This window comes from Flavobacterium bizetiae, assembly GCF_902804475.1.
Lineage (GTDB): Bacteria > Bacteroidota > Bacteroidia > Flavobacteriales > Flavobacteriaceae > Flavobacterium > Flavobacterium bizetiae.
In genome coordinates, this window is sequence record NZ_CADCSU010000087.1 from 146,180 (window position 1) to 165,574 (window position 19,395).

Annotated in this window: 11 protein-coding genes; 8 read left to right on the top strand and 3 right to left on the bottom strand. The window is 32.6% G+C overall.

Annotated elements, in window-relative coordinates:
* The first annotated feature begins 48 nt into the window (after positions 1-48).
* The 4 genes from FLACOL7796_RS11270 (at position 49) to FLACOL7796_RS11285 (ending at position 6,762) form a co-directional block, all read left to right on the top strand.
* A complete protein-coding gene (locus FLACOL7796_RS11270; protein ID WP_173970885.1) occupies positions 49-2,550 on the top strand; it encodes a DUF5686 and carboxypeptidase-like regulatory domain-containing protein in 2,502 nt (833 codons plus the stop codon).
* A 310-nt stretch (positions 2,551-2,860) separates the two neighbouring features.
* On the top strand, positions 2,861-3,460 hold the full coding sequence (locus FLACOL7796_RS11275; protein ID WP_173970886.1) for a DNA-3-methyladenine glycosylase family protein: 600 nt from the start codon (positions 2,861-2,863) through the stop codon (positions 3,458-3,460).
* A gap of 110 nt (positions 3,461-3,570) precedes the next feature.
* Positions 3,571-4,101: an inorganic diphosphatase gene (locus FLACOL7796_RS11280; protein ID WP_065449271.1), complete on the top strand. Its 531-nt coding sequence runs from the start codon at positions 3,571-3,573 to the stop codon at positions 4,099-4,101.
* A 114-nt stretch (positions 4,102-4,215) separates the two neighbouring features.
* Complete coding sequence (locus FLACOL7796_RS11285) at positions 4,216-6,762, top strand: sodium-translocating pyrophosphatase (protein WP_173970887.1); 2,547 nt, start codon at positions 4,216-4,218, stop codon at positions 6,760-6,762.
* A 710-nt stretch (positions 6,763-7,472) separates the two neighbouring features.
* Here the strand turns inward: FLACOL7796_RS11285 and FLACOL7796_RS11290 are convergent.
* Entirely contained in the window at positions 7,473-8,087 is a 615-nt protein-coding gene (locus tag FLACOL7796_RS11290; protein ID WP_121327165.1) for a deoxynucleoside kinase, read from the bottom strand.
* On the bottom strand, positions 8,087-8,902 hold the full coding sequence (locus tag FLACOL7796_RS11295; RefSeq protein WP_173970888.1) for a hypothetical protein: 816 nt from the start codon (positions 8,900-8,902) through the stop codon (positions 8,087-8,089). Before FLACOL7796_RS11295 ends, FLACOL7796_RS11290 begins: the two co-directional genes overlap by 1 nt.
* Before the next feature lie 224 nt (positions 8,903-9,126).
* Between FLACOL7796_RS11295 and FLACOL7796_RS11300 the strand changes: the two genes are divergently transcribed.
* The 4 genes from FLACOL7796_RS11300 (at position 9,127) to FLACOL7796_RS11315 (ending at position 17,428) form a co-directional block, all read left to right on the top strand.
* The gene (locus tag FLACOL7796_RS11300; protein WP_173970889.1) at positions 9,127-10,017 is read left to right on the top strand and encodes a GLPGLI family protein; all 891 of its coding nucleotides are present in this window, start codon (positions 9,127-9,129) and stop codon (positions 10,015-10,017) included.
* A 43-nt stretch (positions 10,018-10,060) separates the two neighbouring features.
* Entirely contained in the window at positions 10,061-12,748 is a 2,688-nt protein-coding gene (locus FLACOL7796_RS11305) for a carboxypeptidase-like regulatory domain-containing protein (protein WP_173970890.1), read from the top strand.
* Positions 12,749-12,840: 92 nt separating this feature from the next.
* The gene (locus FLACOL7796_RS11310) at positions 12,841-15,072 is read left to right on the top strand and encodes a hypothetical protein (RefSeq protein WP_173970891.1); all 2,232 of its coding nucleotides are present in this window, start codon (positions 12,841-12,843) and stop codon (positions 15,070-15,072) included.
* Between the two features lie 148 nt (positions 15,073-15,220).
* Positions 15,221-17,428, top strand: a complete 2,208-nt coding sequence (locus FLACOL7796_RS11315) for a hypothetical protein (protein WP_173970892.1) — start codon at positions 15,221-15,223, stop codon at positions 17,426-17,428.
* A 61-nt stretch (positions 17,429-17,489) separates the two neighbouring features.
* On the opposite strand, the gene FLACOL7796_RS11320 is transcribed toward FLACOL7796_RS11315, so the two are convergent.
* Entirely contained in the window at positions 17,490-19,262 is a 1,773-nt protein-coding gene (locus FLACOL7796_RS11320; RefSeq protein WP_173970893.1) for a DUF4153 domain-containing protein, read from the bottom strand.
* Positions 19,263-19,395: the final 133 nt, after the last annotated feature.

Consider the following 19,395-nt stretch of genomic DNA (forward strand, 5'->3'; position numbering starts at 1 on the left):
AACTTCATCATTCATAGTTAATTGATGAAGTTTTTTTTTGCCCAGATGATGAAAAGAATAATTTTACTCAGCCTATTTTTTGTATTCGCATTTGCGACGATTGCTACTGCACAAACTAAAGTGAGCGGAATTGTTTTGGACAAGTCTAATCAGCCAATACCTTTTGCCAATGTTGTTTTTAAAGGTTCAAATACCGGAATTGTTTCTAACGAAGACGGTCGTTTTTATCTCGAATCGCCAACAACTTACACTGCTTTATTGGTAAGTTCTGCAGGATTCTCAGATAGAGAAGTTTCATTAGACAAAGCGGTAAATTATGATTTTAAAATAGTTTTAAGCGAAGCTGAGGCATTAAATGAAGTAGTAATTTTTACCGGAAAAACATCTAAAAAAAATAACCCGGCATTAGACATATTGAGAAAAATTTGGGAGCGAAAACGTAAAAACGGTTTGTACCAATTCAATCAATACCAAATGCAAAAGTACGAGAAGGTTGAGTTTGATATGAACACAATCGATAGTGCTTTTATGAAAAACAAACTCTTTAAAGGAATGGAGTTTGTCTTTAAACATGTTGACACATCTGATGTTACGGGAAAAACCTACCTTCCAATTTTTATCAACGAATCAGTTTATGATGTTTACGGAGATAACAAATTAAAGAAAGTAAAAGAGAACATTACAGGAAATAAAATGTCAGGTTTTAATGGAAACCAACAAATTCTTTCATTTGTAAAAGACCTTTATTCAGATTACAATATCTACGACAATCACCTTAAGTTTTTCGATAAAAGTTTTACAAGTCCGCTTTCAAGAACCGGAATTGACGTTTATAACTATGTTTTAAAAGACAGTGCTTTTATTGATAAAAAATGGTGTTATAACATTGTTTTCTATCCAAGACGTAAAAACGAGTTAACCTTCAAAGGAGACTTTTGGGTAAACGATTCTACTTTTGCGATCAAGAAAATTAATATGGGTGTTACCAAAAGTGCCAATATTAACTGGGTAAAAGATATTTATATCGAGCAGGAATTCGAGGTAGAAAACGATTCTGTTTTTCTGTTAACCCGCGACTACATGATGTCGGATTTTGCTTTAAATAAAAAAGAAAAATCAAAAGGTGTTTACGGAAAACGAACAACGCTCTATCGTAATCATAAATTTAATATCCAGAAACCAGAGAAGTTTTATAAAGAAGAAGTCAATTACATAGACAATGCTGTTTATGAACGACCGCCTGAATTTTGGGAAGAAAATCGTTTCGAGAAATTAAATAAAGACGAAGCCGGTATTTACAAAATGCTGGATACGCTGCAAACCGTCAAGCGATTTAAGCAATTATATAGTCTTGTATCGATCTTGGGTAGTGGTTATGTTGAGTTTAAAAACTTCGATTTTGGGCCTATATTCTCAACTTTCGGTTATAATGAAGTCGAAGGATTAAGACTTAGAGCAGGAGGAAGAACCTATTTCGGTCCAAACGATCCATGGCGTATACAAGCTTATACCGCATACGGTTTTGATGATAATAAATTCAAATACGGAGTTTCAGGAAAATGGATGCTTGACAAGAAAAAGCGAATCATTATTTCCGGAGGAAACAGGCGTGACATCGAGCAAATTGGTGCCAGCTTAACCACAACAAATGATATTTTAGGACGAAGTTTCGCGTCATCAGCCTTATTTACAACAGGAAGCAACGGAAAACTAACCAATATTAATCTGAGCAACGTTTCGATCGAAATGGAACCCTTAAAGAACTTTGTTGTTCAGGCAGGTGTTTCCTACAGGACATTAGAATCTGCTTCGCCAACCTTTAGTCTCGATTATTATACAACGCTTCCAACCGACGCAAATCCTGCCGGAGTAATACAAAGCGCAGTAAAACAATTCGAAGCCAATGTTCAGTTTGAGCTTATGCCAAATCGTAAAACTATTGGTTTTGGTGTAGAGCGTAGTCTTGTAGACAGCCCGTTTAGCCATTTCTTTGTTAACTTCAGTTACGGACTAAAAGGAGTGATGCAAAGTGATTTCGCTTACGAAAAAATACAATTATTCTACAAACAACCTATTATAATTGGACCATTAGGAAGATCAAACATCATCCTTGAAACCGGAAAAACCTTTGGTACAATTCCGTTAGGATTAATGAGTGTTATTCCTGGAAACCAGACTTATTTTACAATCGAAAATACGTTTAGTAACCTGAATTTCTACGAATTTATTACAGATCAGTATACCACTTTACAATGGAATCATGATTTTGGAGGAAGATTATTTGCCAGAATTCCATTTATGAGAAAACTAAACTGGAGAGAATTTGTTGGAGTAAAAGGAGTTTACGGAACAATTTCAGATGCAAACAGAGCGATCAATGCTTCGGGATTACCGTATAATGCGCCAGAAAATGTATATTGGGAATACAACGCCGGGATAGGAAATATCTTCAAAGTATTCCGTATCGATTTCTCCTGGAGAGGAAGTTATTTAAACACTCCAGATGCTAATAAATTTGCAGTAAAAGGATCTTTCGGATTCTATTTTTAAGATAATTAGAGTGAAATAATCTCGCAAAGACGCCAAGTCGCTAAGTTTTTATTACTAGCAACTTGGCGTTTTTTATTTTTTAAACTTGGATTGTTTTATGCTGATTCTACAGATTTAAGCAGATTCAAAAAAAAAATCAGCGTTGATCGGTTTAAATCTGCAAAATCAACATGCAAAAAACTTAGCGTCTCTGCGTCTTTGCGAGATTATTTTTTAATTTTAGGAGCTATTCCCGCTATCCGTTCCAATCTTTTGTGCCGAACCCCGGCACAAAAGGATTTCCACTTCTATCGGGGCTAAAAATCACGTCATGAAAGAAGCTATCGATTTTCTATCCACAAAAAATCCTGTATTTCAGGAAATCATCGACAAATACGGATTACCGCCAATCCCCAAACGTCCGCAAGGTTTTGAAACATTGGTGTTGTTAATTCTCGAACAACAAGTTTCTATAGATTCGGCGAAAGCCACCTTCTTAAAAATAAAAGCTTACACAACTTGCAATCCTGAAACAATGGCTATGTTGTCAGATGAAGAGTTTCGTGTTTTAGGTGTAAGCCGCCAAAAAACAAAATACATCAAAATATTAGCCGATGCCGTTTTAAACAAAGAATTAGATATAGAAAGTTTAGCTGTAAAATCAGCAAAACAAGTTCGGGAAGAACTCATTAAACTAAAAGGAATTGGAAATTGGACTATTGATATTTACTTAATGTTTTGTCTTCAGGAGCCGGATTTAATTCCGTTAGGCGATATTGCAGTCGTTAATACTATCAAAGAATTATTGAATATTCACGACAAAAACGAAATGGAAATTCATGCTCAGCAATGGAGTCCGTATCGATCTTATGCGACATATTTGCTGTGGCATTATTACTTAAATAAGCGAAACAGGAAAATTACATATTAACTGTCTGTTATTTAAAAGAAAAGTAGGCATATTAATGAAGTTTTTTATTGTAAAAAAGGATTGTTTAGTTACTTTTGCAATCGAAATTATAGAAAAAATAAAAAACGAAAATGACCGCAGACAAATTAACAACTTTCGATGTTTTAATCGAAATACCACGTGGAAGTAGAAATAAATACGAGTACGATTTTGAAATCAAAAGAATGCGTTTCGACAGAATGTTATTCTCTTCAATGATGTACCCGGCAGATTACGGATTTATTCCTGAAACTTTAGCACTTGATGGAGATCCTCTTGATGTATTAGTTTTAATCAATGAGCCAACTTTTCCTGGTTGTGTGATAGAAGTAAAACCAATTGGAGTTTTCCATATGGCAGATGATAAAGGACCAGACGAAAAAATTATCTGTGTACCGGTTTCAGATCCAATCTGGAATTCATTAAACGATCTTTCAGATATTAACGGTCACTTATTAAAAGAAATCGAGCACTTCTTCCAGGTTTACAAAGACCTTGAAAACAAACAAGTAGATGTAGAAGGTTGGGGAGATGTAAACGAAGCATTTGCAATTATTGCTGAGTGTACAAAGCGTTTTGATGATATTGAAAATAAACCAGAGGGATTATTTAGTATTAAATAATTTTTACCCTATTCTATTATAAAAAAAGCAATACTGCCGTCAGGAGTATTGCTTTTTTGTTTAAATTCGTTTTACATAGTTTATTGAATATTAACCAATAACCATTATAATATTATGAACGAATTTATGATTTACTTGCCAATTGTTATGGCAATTATAGGATTACTCTTCATGGCAATAAAAAGGACTTGGGTCCTAAAACAAGATGCTGGCGATGGCAAGATGAAAGAGATCTCAGATTACATCTACGAAGGCGCATTAGCATTTTTAAAAGCAGAATACCGATTACTAACCTTCTTCGTAATTGGTGCCAGTATAGTTTTAGCCGGAATTTCTTTTATTGTTCCTACAACACATATATTAATAGTAGTGGCATTTATTTTTGGAGCATTTTTCTCGGCTTTGGCTGGAAATATGGGAATGAAGATAGCTACTAAAACAAATGTTAGAACCACTCAGGCTGCCCGAACAAGTTTACCACAAGCATTAAAAGTTTCTTTTGCCGGTGGTACCGTAATGGGATTGGGCGTTGCAGGTTTGGCTGTTTTAGGTCTGACAGGATTTTTTATTGTTTTCTTTCAAATATTTATGAATGGGGTTTGGACTTCATCTGAAGATATGACTAAGGTTTTAGAAACTTTAGCAGGATTCTCTTTAGGTGCAGAATCAATCGCTTTGTTTGCCAGAGTTGGTGGCGGAATCTACACAAAAGCGGCTGATGTTGGTGCCGATTTAGTAGGTAAGGTAGAAGCCGGAATTCCGGAAGATGATCCGCGTAATCCTGCTACAATTGCTGATAACGTAGGGGATAATGTTGGAGACGTTGCAGGAATGGGAGCTGATTTATTTGGTTCGTATGTAGCAACTGTTCTGGCAGCAATGGTTTTAGGAAATTACGTGATCAAAGATATGGGCGGAAACATCCAGGATATTTTTGGCGGAATTGGACCAATTTTACTACCAATGGCAATTGCAGGTTTCGGTATCTTATTCTCGATTATCGGAACGACATTAGTAAAAATATCGGATGACAATGCAAAAGAAGCACAAGTACAAAAAGCATTAAATATAGGAAACTGGGTATCGATTGTGTTAACCGCAATTGCCTGTTTCTTCTTAGTAAAATACATGTTGCCGGAAACAATGCAAATGAGCTTTTTTGGCGAAGGCGCTAAAGACATCTCATCAATGCGAGTTTTTTATGCAACTTTGGTTGGTTTAGTAGTGGGTGGAGCTATTTCATCAGTTACGGAATATTATACAGGATTAGGTACAAAACCTGTTATGGCAATTGTACAAAAATCATCTACAGGAGCAGGAACAAACGTTATTGCAGGATTGGCAACGGGAATGATCTCTACTTTTCCGACGGTAATTTTGTTTGCAGCAGCAATCTGGATTTCTTATGCATTAGCAGGTTTTTACGGAGTAGCTTTAGCTGCTTCAGCGATGATGGCAACTACAGCTATGCAATTAGCCATCGATGCTTTTGGACCAATCTCTGACAACGCTGGAGGAATTGCCGAAATGAGCGAATTACCTAAAGAAGTTCGTACCAGAACCGATATTTTAGATTCAGTAGGAAATACAACCGCAGCAACCGGAAAAGGATTTGCAATTGCTTCTGCTGCATTGACTTCATTAGCATTATTTGCAGCTTACGTAACCTTTACAGGAATCGACGGAATTAATATTTTTAAAGCACCAGTTTTAGCCATGCTATTTGTGGGTGGAATGATTCCCGTAGTTTTCTCGGCTTTAGCCATGAATTCTGTTGGAAAAGCCGCTATGGATATGGTTTATGAAGTACGTCGTCAATTCAAGGAAATTCCTGGAATTATGGAAGGAACCGGAAAACCTGAATACGGAAAATGTGTTGAGATTTCTACCAAAGCCGCTTTACGCGAAATGATGTTGCCTGGAATCCTGACAATTGGTTTCCCGATTGCGATTGTACTTTTAGGAAAATTGGTTTACGCAGATAACAATCAGTTAATTGCTGAAATGTTAGGAGGATATATGGCTGGAGTTACCGTTTCTGGTGTACTTTGGGCAGTTTTTCAAAACAATGCCGGAGGTGCCTGGGACAATGCTAAAAAATCTTTTGAAGCAGGAGTTCTAATCAACGGAGAAATGACATACAAAGGTTCTGATGCACACAAAGCTGCCGTAACCGGAGATACAGTTGGAGATCCGTTTAAAGATACTTCAGGACCATCAATGAATATCCTTATCAAATTAACCTGTTTAATAGGATTGGTAATTGCACCAATTTTAGGAGAAGGACATGCCAATGCAGGTTTAGTAGCAAAAGGTTCATGTTGTGCTAAAACAGAGATGCATGCAGGTATTTCTAAATGCGGCGACATGTCTGGAATGACAAAAGAAGAATGTATTAAAATGTGTAAAGAAAAAGGCTGCACGGCTGAAGAAACAGCGAAATGTTTAGCTCATTTTGATACCACTGGAAAATACCAAAAAACAGATTGTTTTGATACTAGTAAATATGATAAAACGTCAGTTCGTGTTGATTTAAGAAATGAAAACGGCAAAGCTGTCGGAACTGTAACAAAAACTGCAAATGGTAAAACAACCACCGAAGTTTACGAAGGAACAGAAGAAGAAGTTGAAGCAAAAATTAGTACAGCTACTGCTAAATAAAACAACTTTGTCAAAGTTTTAAACTTTGACAAAGTTTCTTAAAAATAAAAATGCCTCTAAATAATTTAGAGGCATTTTTTTTGATTTTAGAATTTATAGGAATAAATAGATGAGCTCGTTAAATTAATTTTTTTGTAATCTTCTTTTTGATATAATGTACTATGATTTTCTGGAGGTCTATTTTTGGGTATTCCTGAAATTGCAATTAGTAGATACCAAGCTGCTATAGTGAGTAAAGAAAGAATTATAGTTGAAACAAAATTTATCAATGCAATCAGCCAGTTTGTTTTATTAAAAGATTTTGGATTTTTGGAAAGGACATACCATTGAAAGCAAAAATTCATGAATAAAAGCAAGGGGAGGATGGGGTAAAAATTACTGAGTTTCTTGTGGATCATTAAATCTCCAATAAAGAATATAATCATATTTTTGTCGATCATTAAAGCTCCAATAAAAAATATGCTCACATTTATAAAGAGCCCCCTAAGTATGATTTTTATTTTAAGCATGACTTTATAAAGATTAGAATCAATCTGCAAAAGTAGCCTTTTATTTGTTAATTTGTAAAATAAGGCATTTTGTCAAAAATAGATTAAGTACAAAAATATCATGATAAAGAGTAATTGATTTATATATTATTTTAGCTTTAGAAAACAAAAATGCCTCTAAAATTATTTAGAGGCATTTTTTATTCGTGTAAATTCGTGTTTCTAAAACAACCCGTTCAATTCAGCATCAATTCTGTTAATGATGTTTCCTAAATCTTCAGGATTATCAACGAAATTTATATTATCAACATCAATAATTAATAGTTTTCCTTTAGTATACGTTTGTACCCAGGCTTCGTATCTTTCGTTCAAACGGCTTAAATAATCGATCGAAATAGAATTTTCGTAATCACGTCCGCGTTTATGAATTTGTCCAACAAGATTAGGAATAGAACTTCTTAGGTAAATTAATAAATCCGGTGCTTTTACCAATGATTCCATCAATTCAAAAAGTGAAGTATAATTTTCGAAATCGCGACTTGTCATTAATCCCATCGAATATAAGTTGGGAGCAAAGATATGTGCGTCTTCATAAATCGTTCTGTCCTGAACAATTTTCTTCCCGCTTTCGCGGATTTGCAATACCTGACGGAAACGGCTATTTAGGAAATAAATCTGCAAATTAAACGACCAGCGTTCCATCTGATGGTAAAAATCATCTAAATACGGATTATCAACTACATCTTCATAATGAGGTTCCCATTTGAAATGTTTGGCTAATAATTTAGTTAAAGTTGTTTTTCCTGCTCCTATATTTCCTGCTATTGCTATGTGCATTACGGTGTTACGATTTTATAATTTGTTATTTCTTTAGCTGTAAAAATAGATAAAATTTGGTCTTTGTAGTAGAATTTGTCAAACGATTTTTCTAAAATTTCAATTTCAGAAAATGCATTCGAATTTGTACTTGTAATGTCTTTAAAATACAACAAATTAGCTTTACTAAAAAGATATTGGTGATTATTGATTATTTCGATGGTATCAAAATCAGCTACTTTTCCTAAAGCAGTTGTTTTTCCAAAAATATCACAAGAAAACCAATTGTTTTTTTTATCGATCCAGTAAAAAGTATTAAAGTCTGTTTGGTAATATTTTATGGTTTCTATCAATGGAGTAGAAACGGTTTTATATTCATTTTTCAAATAATCAAAAAGGCTTATTTGTTGGTTTAACGCGTTAAAAATCCATAATTGATTTTGTGTAGACATCCCGATCGCCGAAACAACAATAGGCGTATTGTTGAGAGAAAAATTAATCTCTGTCACTTTATTCAGCTGATTGTCTAATAAAACTACGCTATTAAAATCTTCATAAAATAAAACAATCTTAAGCGGATTTTGTAAATCGACTTTGTTAATTTTTCCCAGCGATACATTTTTATACTCAAATACTTCTTTGTCTTTGGTTTTACTAAAAACATTGTTTTTAATCTGATAAGAATATCCAAAAGAATCATAACCTGAAAATTCATCAGCAATTATTGAAAAATGAGAAACTGAAGAAGCTTTTATTTTTTGATTTTGCGAAAAAACAGCAGTAAGGGAACCGGCAATAAAAAGAAGATTTAAAAAAAAGTGTGCCGTTTTACTCATGATATTGGTTTTCTAAAGAGCCAAATTACAAAAAACCTTTATAGAAATTAGTTAATTAAGAGACATTTACCGCTTAAATTCTATTATGCTGTAATAGTCTAAGTTATAGTCGGTTTTGTCTATATTTTAATGGTATTGATATATTTAACTTTCTGTATTTTAAAATAAATAATACATTTGAGTAGTAAGTTGTATCAGGCTTAATCAATTTTAAAGAAAACACAATGAAAAAAGTATTTTACTATATGTCTTTCTTATTTGCTTTTACGCAAATGCAGGCTCAAAAAGATTTTCAGGGAATGGCCGTTTACGAGTCAAAAACACAAGCGCCAAAGTTTGAAGGCATGAGAGGCAATCGTGACATTACCCCGGAAATGCAAAAAAGTATGGAAGAGCGAATGAAAAAAATGCTGGAAAAAACCTTTATTCTGAATTTTGATAAATCGGCTTCTATTTATAAAGAAGAAGAAAAATTGGAAAGTCCGGGGCAACAAGGAGGTTTTCGCGTTATGGTGAGTTCGATGATGGGAGGCGGTGGCACTTTCTATAAAGATGTAAAAACAAAATCATATACTGTTGATAAAGAATTTATGGGCAAGGAATTTCTTGTTGTGGATTCGTTACCAAAGTTAAATTGGAAATTAGAGCAGGAAACCAAACAAATTGGCGGATACAATTGCTACAAAGCAACTGCAGTAAAAGAACCGAGTAAAACCGATTTTAGAAACTTTAGGCCTAAAAAAACTGATGACAAAAAGGATGAAGCCAAAAAGACTTCCGGCGAAACTAAAACCAATTTTTCGGATAATTTTGAGTTGCCAAAAGAAGTTGTAGTAACGGCCTGGTATACGCCGGAAATTCCTGTAAACCAAGGTCCGGAGAATTATTGGGGACTTCCGGGTTTAATTTTAGAAATAAATGACGGATCGACTACAATTTTATGTTCTAAAGTTGTGTTGAATGCAAAAGATAAAGTAGATATCAAACCTTCTAAAAAAGGAAAAGTAGTAACTCAGAAAGATTATGACGAAACTGTAGTTAAAAAAATGGAAGAATTTAGAGATATGAATGGCGGGCGTGCAAGATCTGCTGCTCCTGTTATGATGGGAAGATAAAACGCATGATCTCAAAAAAATATTTATTCTAATCATTTTCTTAATGAACAAAACTCTTTTTATACTCGCCTTTTTATTTACTTCTATATGTTTTTCGCAAAGTGTTCGTTTTGATGGTTTTATTCAGGATGAGCAAAAAAATCCGTTAGAAATGGCCAATATAATGGCTATTAATGTTGCCACAAAAGCAATGGATTCTTACGGAATTACCAATGACAAAGGAAAGTTTCAGCTTACATTAAAGCCAAATACTTCTTATTCTATCAAAGTAAGTTATCTGGGAATGAAGTCGAAAGAGATTTCAATTGCAACGCAAAGTGCCAATATTGCCCAGAATATTGTAATGGATGATGCCGGAATCGAACTTCAGGGCGTTGAGATTGTGCGTGAAATGCCGGTTTCTATAAAAGGCGATACCATTGTATACAATGCTGATTCATTTAAATCAGGAACCGAGAAAAAGCTGGAAGATGTACTGAAAAAATTGCCGGGAGTGGAGGTAAATGCCGATGGTGAGATTGAAGTGGAGGGTAAAAAAGTGAGTAAACTAATGGTTGAAGGCAAAGATTTTTTTGATGGAGATACCAAACTTGGTGTTAAAAATATTCCGGCCGATGCCATTGATAAAATTCAGGTATTAAGAAATTATAATGAAGTTGGAGCCTTAAAAGGTTTAGGGAATGATCAGGATAATGTGGCAATGAATATTAAACTGAAAGAAGGTAAAAAGAACTTTTGGTTTGGAGATGTAACTGCCGGAACTGGAGTTGGTGAACTTGACAGCCGCTATATTATTAATCCTAAATTATTTTATTACAGTCCCAAGTACAGCATTAATGTAATTACCAATTTTAATAATATTGGAGAATTACCGTTGACAGCACAAGATTATTTTAAGTTCACAGGCGGATTTAAAAATATGATGCAAAAAGGCGGAAGTAATTTTAATATTTCATCGAATGATTTAGGAATTTCGATTTTGAGAAACAATCGCGCGAAAGAAATTGAAACGAAATTTGGAGCGACAAACTTTGCTTATTCCGTTACAAAAAAATGGAACATTAGTGGTTTTGCCATATTATCTACATCAAAAACTGATCTTGAAACGAAATCTCAAACGACAATTTTAGATTCTGGAGATGAACAAAAAAGAGAAGAAGAAACGCATCAAAAAAATAATCTAGGGCTTTTTAAACTGAGTTCTATATATAAACCCAATGATAAATTTCAGTTTGATTATGACATCTTAACGAAGTTGTCGAAACAAAATGAAGATACTGATTTGTTGCGTGAATCGGTGGTGAATAAAGTTTCAACTTTAGAAACAATCCTGACCAATAAAAAACAAGATCCAACATCTATAAAACAGGATTTGAGTTTGTACTACACGCAAAGCGATAAAAATATTTTTGCTTTTGAAATGCAGCATCTGTATCAGGACGAAAACCCATTTTATAACGCCAATCTACGCACACAACCTTTTGATTTAGCAGGTTATACTTCGGGACAGCAAAGAAATGACCTGAATCAGGATCGATTTGTAAAAACGAATAAATTAGATGCCAAACTGGATTACTATTATATGGTGACGCCAAAAAGCAACATCAATATTACACTTGGTAATACATTTTCGTATCAGGATTTTAATTCCCATATTTTTCAAATGTTGGATAACGGAGACAGAAATGATTTAGATGATCCTCAAAACAATAATAAAGTCAATTATAATTTTAATGATGTATTTCTGGGATTTCATTATAAAATTCTGGCAGGAAAATTTACTTTGACTCCGGGGGTTAGTGTGCATTCTTATAATATGAAAAACACACAATTAGGAACTGATTATTCTCAAAATTTCGTAAAAATATTGCCTGATTTTTTCGCTTTATATCAAATCAAAAAATCGGAAAGTTTGACGTATAATTTCTCCTTAACGAATGATTTTACAGATATTAATCAGTTAGCTGCAGGTTATGTTTTGTCTGATTACAGTAGTTTGTTCCGCGGAAATCGTCTCTTAGAAAATGCTACTTCGCAAGTGCATTCGTTGCGTTATTTTAAATACAACATGTTCAATTTTGAAAACATTTTTGCCAATGCAACTTATACTAAAAAAGTAGATGCGATTAAAACCAGTGCAGATTTTACAGGAATCAACCAATCATCATCGCCTTATAATTCTAATTTGGCCGATGAAACTTTTACCGGAATGGGAAATTACGGACGTTCTTTTTTAAAGAATTATAAAGCATCTGTAAACGCGACTTTCAATTGGTCTAAATTTAATAATATTCAGAATAATGAATTAGCGACTACAGAAAGTTTTAGTCAAAGTTATACCGTAAAAGCTTCAACAAATTATAAAAACTTACCCAATATTGAGTTTGGTTATAATGCTTTGATAAACAAATACAGCGGCTCAACTTATTATACAGACAAGCCTTTTGCAAGACTAGATTATTATTTCCTGGATAGTTTTTCGTTTGTGTCAGAATATGAATTTTACCATTATTACAATGGCAATAAAACAGTCGATAACGAATATGATTTTTTAAGCGCCAGTTTAATTTATCAAAAAAAGGATAGCAAATGGGAGTACAAAATTTCGGCAACGAACTTGTTAAATACAAAATATCTTAATGATGACAGCTTCTCGCAGTTTTCTACAAGAGTGTCACAATACACGGTACAACCCCGTTACATCATATTTTCGATGAAATATAATTTATAGTATTTTAATTACATTATCTTATTTTTTTGATACTCTTTTTAAATAAGAAAGAAATATCTTTGTTTGAAATAGTAACAACTAAAATTTTAAGCATGCGTAATTTTATATGGAGTTTCTTCGCTTTCTTTTGTTTAATATCAGCCTCATTTTCTCAAACAAAAAATATCGAAAAAGGATCTTATTTGTCTACTAACAAAGGGCAGAAGATCAAGTTGAATTTATTAGAAAACAATAAATATGAATTGGTTTTTTATTCAGGTAATTATGAGATTAAAGGCGATTCATTATTGTTTACCCCGGAGGTAAAATCAGAAAGTGCTTTTGAGGTGGCTTTTAAAAATGATGCTAAAGCAAAAAAAATTAAAGTTAAGTTTTTAGATCCTTCATATTTTTCCTTTTATGTAGGTACTCAAAACGGGAAAGACGAAGTACAATATCAAAGATTGACTGATATAAGAGATAAAGTAAATCCTGATGGTGATAAAATAGATGTTGATTTTGAAATTGATCGTGCAGATTATTTGTACTTAGTGTATGAAGAATATACTGGTGAAGGTAAAATTTCAAAATTTGCGCTACCCAAAGACGTTTCAGAAATCACTATTAAATATCAATTAGATGTTATGGGAGATTTAAACATTAGCGGTTTTTTTGATCCCAAAACAAATGAATTGATGATTTCTGAAAATTCAGGAAAAAATCCATTGGTTTTTCGTAATGCTAAAGAAACTCAGACAGAAAAAATAGCAAAAGTAATTCCGGTAGAAAAGAAGATAGTTCCAAATTGGACCTATCCGGGAAAAGAGGCTTTGGTAAGTGAAGATTTTGGATTAGCAAGTGATTCTACGGCGGTAGCAGTTGAATCTTATACGCCAACATTTGACTTTAAATTAAAAATTGAAAACAATCTTAAAAATGCTCTTTCATCCAATAAAAATGCAAAGAATAAATTTTTAGTAATTGTTGCTGATAGCAAAAATCCTTCGGCGAAAGCTGATTTTGATACTTTTATAAAAGATCAGGAAACTCAAATGAGTTATACGATGTACGACTCGTACCATCCGGAGTATGATTTGTATAATTATTACCTGACTACTGCCGATGATAAAAAATGGCTGAAAACGAATAAAATTACAGATGCTCCAAGTATCGTTATTCTGAATAATAATGGGGATGTTTTAGCTACTGCAAAATCTAGTTTGAAGGACAAGCAATACCTCTTTAATTATTATGACGGGCTTTATAAAAAATTACAAAGAGCAGATGGATTATTAGATTTTAATAAAACATTAAAAAATAAAAAAGCTACTGATGCTGATTTGATTCAGGCTTTTAATAAAGTTGCAATTTTGGAGATACCGTATGATTACGACACAGATTATACCGTAACAACTGATGATAATGCTGCCGAATTTAAATTTGCCACTACAACATTAGACAAAAAAGAAATTGCTCAAATTTGGAAAAAGTTGATAGAAGCGCATCAAAAAGACACAAATCCTAATATGTTTTTGGCAGAAACGATTGTGAGAGAAATTAAAAATCAGGGATTCTCGAAACAGTTTTTTAAAGAAGATAAAGTTTTAAATGATACTGATTTTCTGGCAATAGATTATTTGATAAAACATTATGATGCCATTGATGCGGCACGTGTAGCATTTAATGAAAAAGAAGGAGAGTTGCATGTAATAGGAAATTTAATTACTGAGATTGCAACGGCTTTACAGCAAAACAACTATATTTCTGATAGCATTACTACGGCGGTAAAAGATGATAGCAAAACGATTTCGGTTTACAAAAAATTAATTGCCGCAGGAAAAGGAAATTTTGAATGCTACCAAAATTACTTTACTTATTTGGCTGAGGTACAAGACAAAGGCGGATCGAATACCAATTATTTAAAAGAGTTTACGACTTATTTTAATGCTAATCTTGCTACAGATAACGGAAGTGTTATCGAAAAACTGGATACAATGTTTACTTCGATGGATGCGAACTCTGAATATTCGTATAATGGATGGAATGCCTTTAAAGAATACCACTCGAACTTGTGCAATGATGCTGCATGGACCGTAGTTTCAAAACCGGGTAATACTGGTTTTATAAAGTCAGCCATTACGTGGTCAGAATATAGTTTGATAATCAGTAAAAACAATACCTATTATTTAGATACTCTGGCACAGTTGTATTATAAAGACGGACAGAAAGAAAAAGCGATTGAAACACAAACTCTCGCCGTTAAATATTTAACGGATTATGTAGAAGAAGAAACCGCTACAGATATTCGTGAAACCTTAGCTAAAATGCAAAACGGAACGTACTAATTATAAAAAAATAATAGTAAGAAAGCCTGATAATTGTAAAATTATCAGGCTTTCTTATTTGTAATAATTTAGCTATAAATAATTTGAAAACATCTTTTAATCAGATATATTTGTAGGAATTACATGTATTTTTTTAAAAAAAATAGTTATGCGGAATTATGTGTTGTTGTGGTTGGTTTTTTTGTTGGTAAGTACTTCTTCATTTGCTCAGCAAGAGACTTTAAAAAGTAAATCCTATTATTCGGTTGATAATTTAGGACGAAGAATGAAATTTAATTTATTGGATAATAATAAGTTCGAATTAGTACTTTCTTATGGAGATTATGAAGTAACAAACGATTCGTTATTGTTTAAAAACAAAGATGGAGATAAATCTGTTTTTGAAGTTCAATATATAAAAAACGCCAAAATTAAGCAAGATAAAATTAAGGTTAGTTTTGAGGAATATAGTTCATTATATGGTATTTATATTGGTGCACAAAATGGTACAGATTCGATTCATTATCAAAAAGTATCAGATTTAACAGGATATGATGGAAATGGTGATTTTAATGAAAGTTTTGAAATGAATCGTACTCAATATTTATATTTCGTAAACGAAGGATTCGATTATGAGCCAAAACAAATATTTAAGTACGAAATACCAAATGCGATAACAGAACTAAAAGTAAAGGTGAACTATGTATTGCCTAATATAGCGATCAAAGGTTATTTGGACAGGAAAAGAAACGAACTGTCAATTGGTGCAGCAGATGATAATATGACTGTTTTTCATAGCGAAGAACCTATTGTTGATTCAGGTAAATCAATAATTCCGCCTTTAGAAAGAAAACAAGTTTTAAGTTGGACTTATCCCGGAAAAGAAGATACAGATGTTGCCTCTCCTGAAGAAAATGATGATTTACCAAAGACTGATTTTAAACTCAATATTGCAGCATCATTACCTAAAGCTTTACAACAGACAAAAGCTGACGGGAATAAATTTTTAGTAGTATATGCTGACCCAAAAAATACAGAAGCAAAAGCTGAGTTTGATGCTTTAATAGAAAAACAGGAACGCTACATAGGTTATATTTCTAATACTTATGATCCTCAATACGATCTTTATAATTTTTGTTTAGCATCAAAAGAAGATGAAAGCTGGCTGAAGAAGAATAAAATGACAGATTCACCTATGCTAATGGTTTTAGATGCAAACGGAACTATTTTAGCATGGGCAAATTCAAATTTATCTCCCGATAAAATAGATAAGTTTATGTATTATGATTCTTTTAATGGTAAGCTGAAAAGAACTTTTTTAAAGAATAATTTTGCCCAAATAATAAATGATAAAAACTCAAAAGATGCTAAATTGGTAAAAGCATTTCATGAGGTTTCGGCATTGGGAGCTTTGGGCGATTACGATTATGAATATAGTGAGGAAGACGGGAGTAAAGACGATTTTAAGTTTATTAAATTCAATTTAGATAAAAAGAAAGCACGACAAGTCTGGAAAAAGATAATAGAAGCACATCAAAAAGACACCAGTCCGGATATGTTACTTGTTCAGGCTATTTTTCAGGAAATAAAAAATGTTGGGTATACAAAACAAGTATATTTAGAAGATAAAATTTTAGACGAAGTCGATTTTAAATCTATAGATTATCTACTAAAACATTACGATGCAATTGATGCAGAACGAGCAGCATTAAATGATCAGGAAAACAATTTAATAAAAATAGGAAATATAAGTACGGAGATTTCAAACGCATTACAAAATGCAACTTCTACGTATAATGAAGACGGTAGCTATACCAAATCTGATCCAAAAAAAATAAAAGATACCTACGAGAAAATTTTATTGATTGATAAAGCAAATTTTCAATTTTATGCCAGTTACTTTAGCAGCCTGGCTGATTGGGCAGAAAAAACAAAGAGCAATAATGAGCGTATTAAAGAATTTGAAAAGTACTTCGATAAATATTTAGTAAACAAAGAAAACATTATTCAGAATTTAGATAAAATATACGATAATGGTTTTGATGCTAATGCTTTATATTATTATGATTGGAAAGAGTTTAAAAATTATCATGCTAATTTGTTCAACGAAATATCATGGGCAGCTGTACTAGATTCAAAAAATCAGTCTTACATAAAGAAAGCTATAAATTGGTCGGAGTGCAGTTTGACATTAAACAAAAGCAATCCTTTTTATTTAGATACTCTGGCACAACTGTATTATAAAGACGGACAGAAAGAAAAAGCAGTCGAAACACAAACGCTCGCAGTAAAACATTTAAAAGATGAAGCTATGGAAGATACAACAGCAAATGACATAAAAGAAACATTGAGCAAAATGCAAAACGGAACGTACTAAGTTCTGTCTTCAATTTCAAAATAAAAACCCGACAAAGTTGAAAATCTTGTCGGGTTCTTTTTTATTTTTTAATGCCAATCATCACTTTAATATGATAATTGCTTATGATTTTCTTTTCTTTTTCGATTTTACCATTTACACTAATATAGTTTAATGTAATCGTATATTTTGAATTTTCGATCTTTTGTATGACATTTTCATTTGTGTTATTGTTTCTTCTAAAGACAGAATTCTTAGTAACAAAATCATTTATTTTTAAAGGAATAATGTCTTGATTAATTTGTAAATCCAGACCATAATCTGTATTTTTTGATTTTATGCTATATGCTTTTCCGTCTATCGAAGTACACTTATCGCAATTAAAATCAGTATTATTAGAGAGCGTAAATAAAAAATCTTGTCCGTGAATGTTTTCTACTGTATTATCATCATTTCCATAAAAATAATAATAGAAAGAGCCATCGTCGTCATTTTTTCGATCATATGGAGATCGGTATTCAAATCCTAAGCTTTTCATGATTTCATAATAACTAGGAGATTTTTGTTTTTTAAGAAGCGCTTCCAGTTTGTTTTTAGCATAAGGAACCATGCTTTCTACACCATAATTATTTTCTAAAAAAGAAACGATACTGCTTAAATCCTGTTCTTGCTCAAAAGTCAATTTTTGATTTGATTTTTGCATGTAAGATTCAAATCGTGATAACTGACTGTGTTTTGAAATGTAATTAGCACCTTGTGGGCCAGCAATAGAAAACAATCCGGCCAAACACATACTTATAGGAATGAATTTTATTTTTGGATGTTTTGAAATCAGAAAATACCCCACAACAATACTCAGCCATATTGATAATAAAAGAACATAATAACGCTCATGAGTAAAACCGTAAAGATTGATTCGGTATAAAATTGCCCAAAAAAGTAATCCCAATAATGGAATCAAAAGAAAATAAAACCAACGATTGAATGTTCTCATCCATAAATTATTGGTTTCGGTCGCAATAGGATGAACCAATAAAAAAGACAGAATCCCGAAAATGGCAAATACCAAAACAAGGTAGGAAACCCAGCCAACCGGCAAAGAAAGTGTTACTAATATTTTGGCTTCATAACATATTAGGATAACCAAATAAAGGCTTATTAAGGGTAATAAAACATACTGAGTAAAGTTTTTAAGTCCTTTTGGGTAATTTAAAACCAATGGATTCTCGCTGTTATTGGTTTCCGGAACTCCGTTTAAAAAGAAAGTCGTATTAAAAACTCCGGCGATAATAAAAAAGATATGAAGATAAATATGATTGTAAAATTCAACCTTAAATAATTTATCAATTGCTAATATGGCTAATGCTAAACCAGAATAGAGTACAATACTATAGAGTGCTGAGGTTAAAATTCGGAGAAAAAGCTGCTTGTTGAATTCCCAAAATTCATCCTGGTTATAAGTTCTTGGCAAAAATCCTGCAAACGAAACCAGTAAATGCAAAGCAATATTAAGCACTAAAAATTGCTGCATTTCTATTTCTGTAATGCGTTCATGAAAATTAAAAACAAAGAGTACGATCAAGCTGCCAAGTACAATACTGGTAATATAACGTAGAATATTACTCTTTTTTGCCGCAATAAAAAATAAGCTAACCGAAAGAAATAAAACCAAACACAAAGAACTACTCATTAAAGCTTTTTGATAAAACTCTTGTTTAGGATCATTGTAGTCTAACTCGTTAAGAACAATAGCAAATACAGTTCCTGCGATCGAAGTTATAATTTCTAACGGAAATCTGAGAACTGTTTTTAATGTTGCGTTTAGAACGTTTTGTAGCGAAGGAAGTCTGCTCATATTTTAATCAGTTATTTTGTATAAAGTAAGCTAAATTGTAAGGGATAACCAAATAAAAATAATAATGCAAAAAAAATATTCCTGTCATTTTATTGATTTAGCATTTCAGTACGATTTCGAACAGAAACTGACA

What these genes read in the sequence shown, in the direction of transcription:
- FLACOL7796_RS11270 (WP_173970885.1), top strand. Translation starts at nt 49, where the DNA reads ATGAAAAGAATAATTTTACTCAGCCTATTTTTTGTATTCGCATTTGCG.
- FLACOL7796_RS11275 (WP_173970886.1), top strand. Translation starts at nt 2,861, where the DNA reads ATGAAAGAAGCTATCGATTTTCTATCCACAAAAAATCCTGTATTTCAG.
- FLACOL7796_RS11280 (WP_065449271.1), top strand. Translation starts at nt 3,571, where the DNA reads ATGACCGCAGACAAATTAACAACTTTCGATGTTTTAATCGAAATACCA.
- FLACOL7796_RS11285 (WP_173970887.1), top strand. Translation starts at nt 4,216, where the DNA reads ATGAACGAATTTATGATTTACTTGCCAATTGTTATGGCAATTATAGGA.
- FLACOL7796_RS11290 (WP_121327165.1), bottom strand. Translation starts at nt 8,087, where the DNA reads ATGCACATAGCAATAGCAGGAAATATAGGAGCAGGAAAAACAACTTTA.
- FLACOL7796_RS11295 (WP_173970888.1), bottom strand. Translation starts at nt 8,902, where the DNA reads ATGAGTAAAACGGCACACTTTTTTTTAAATCTTCTTTTTATTGCCGGT.
- FLACOL7796_RS11300 (WP_173970889.1), top strand. Translation starts at nt 9,127, where the DNA reads ATGAAAAAAGTATTTTACTATATGTCTTTCTTATTTGCTTTTACGCAA.
- FLACOL7796_RS11305 (WP_173970890.1), top strand. Translation starts at nt 10,061, where the DNA reads ATGAACAAAACTCTTTTTATACTCGCCTTTTTATTTACTTCTATATGT.
- FLACOL7796_RS11310 (WP_173970891.1), top strand. Translation starts at nt 12,841, where the DNA reads ATGCGTAATTTTATATGGAGTTTCTTCGCTTTCTTTTGTTTAATATCA.
- FLACOL7796_RS11315 (WP_173970892.1), top strand. Translation starts at nt 15,221, where the DNA reads ATGCGGAATTATGTGTTGTTGTGGTTGGTTTTTTTGTTGGTAAGTACT.
- FLACOL7796_RS11320 (WP_173970893.1), bottom strand. Translation starts at nt 19,262, where the DNA reads ATGAGCAGACTTCCTTCGCTACAAAACGTTCTAAACGCAACATTAAAA.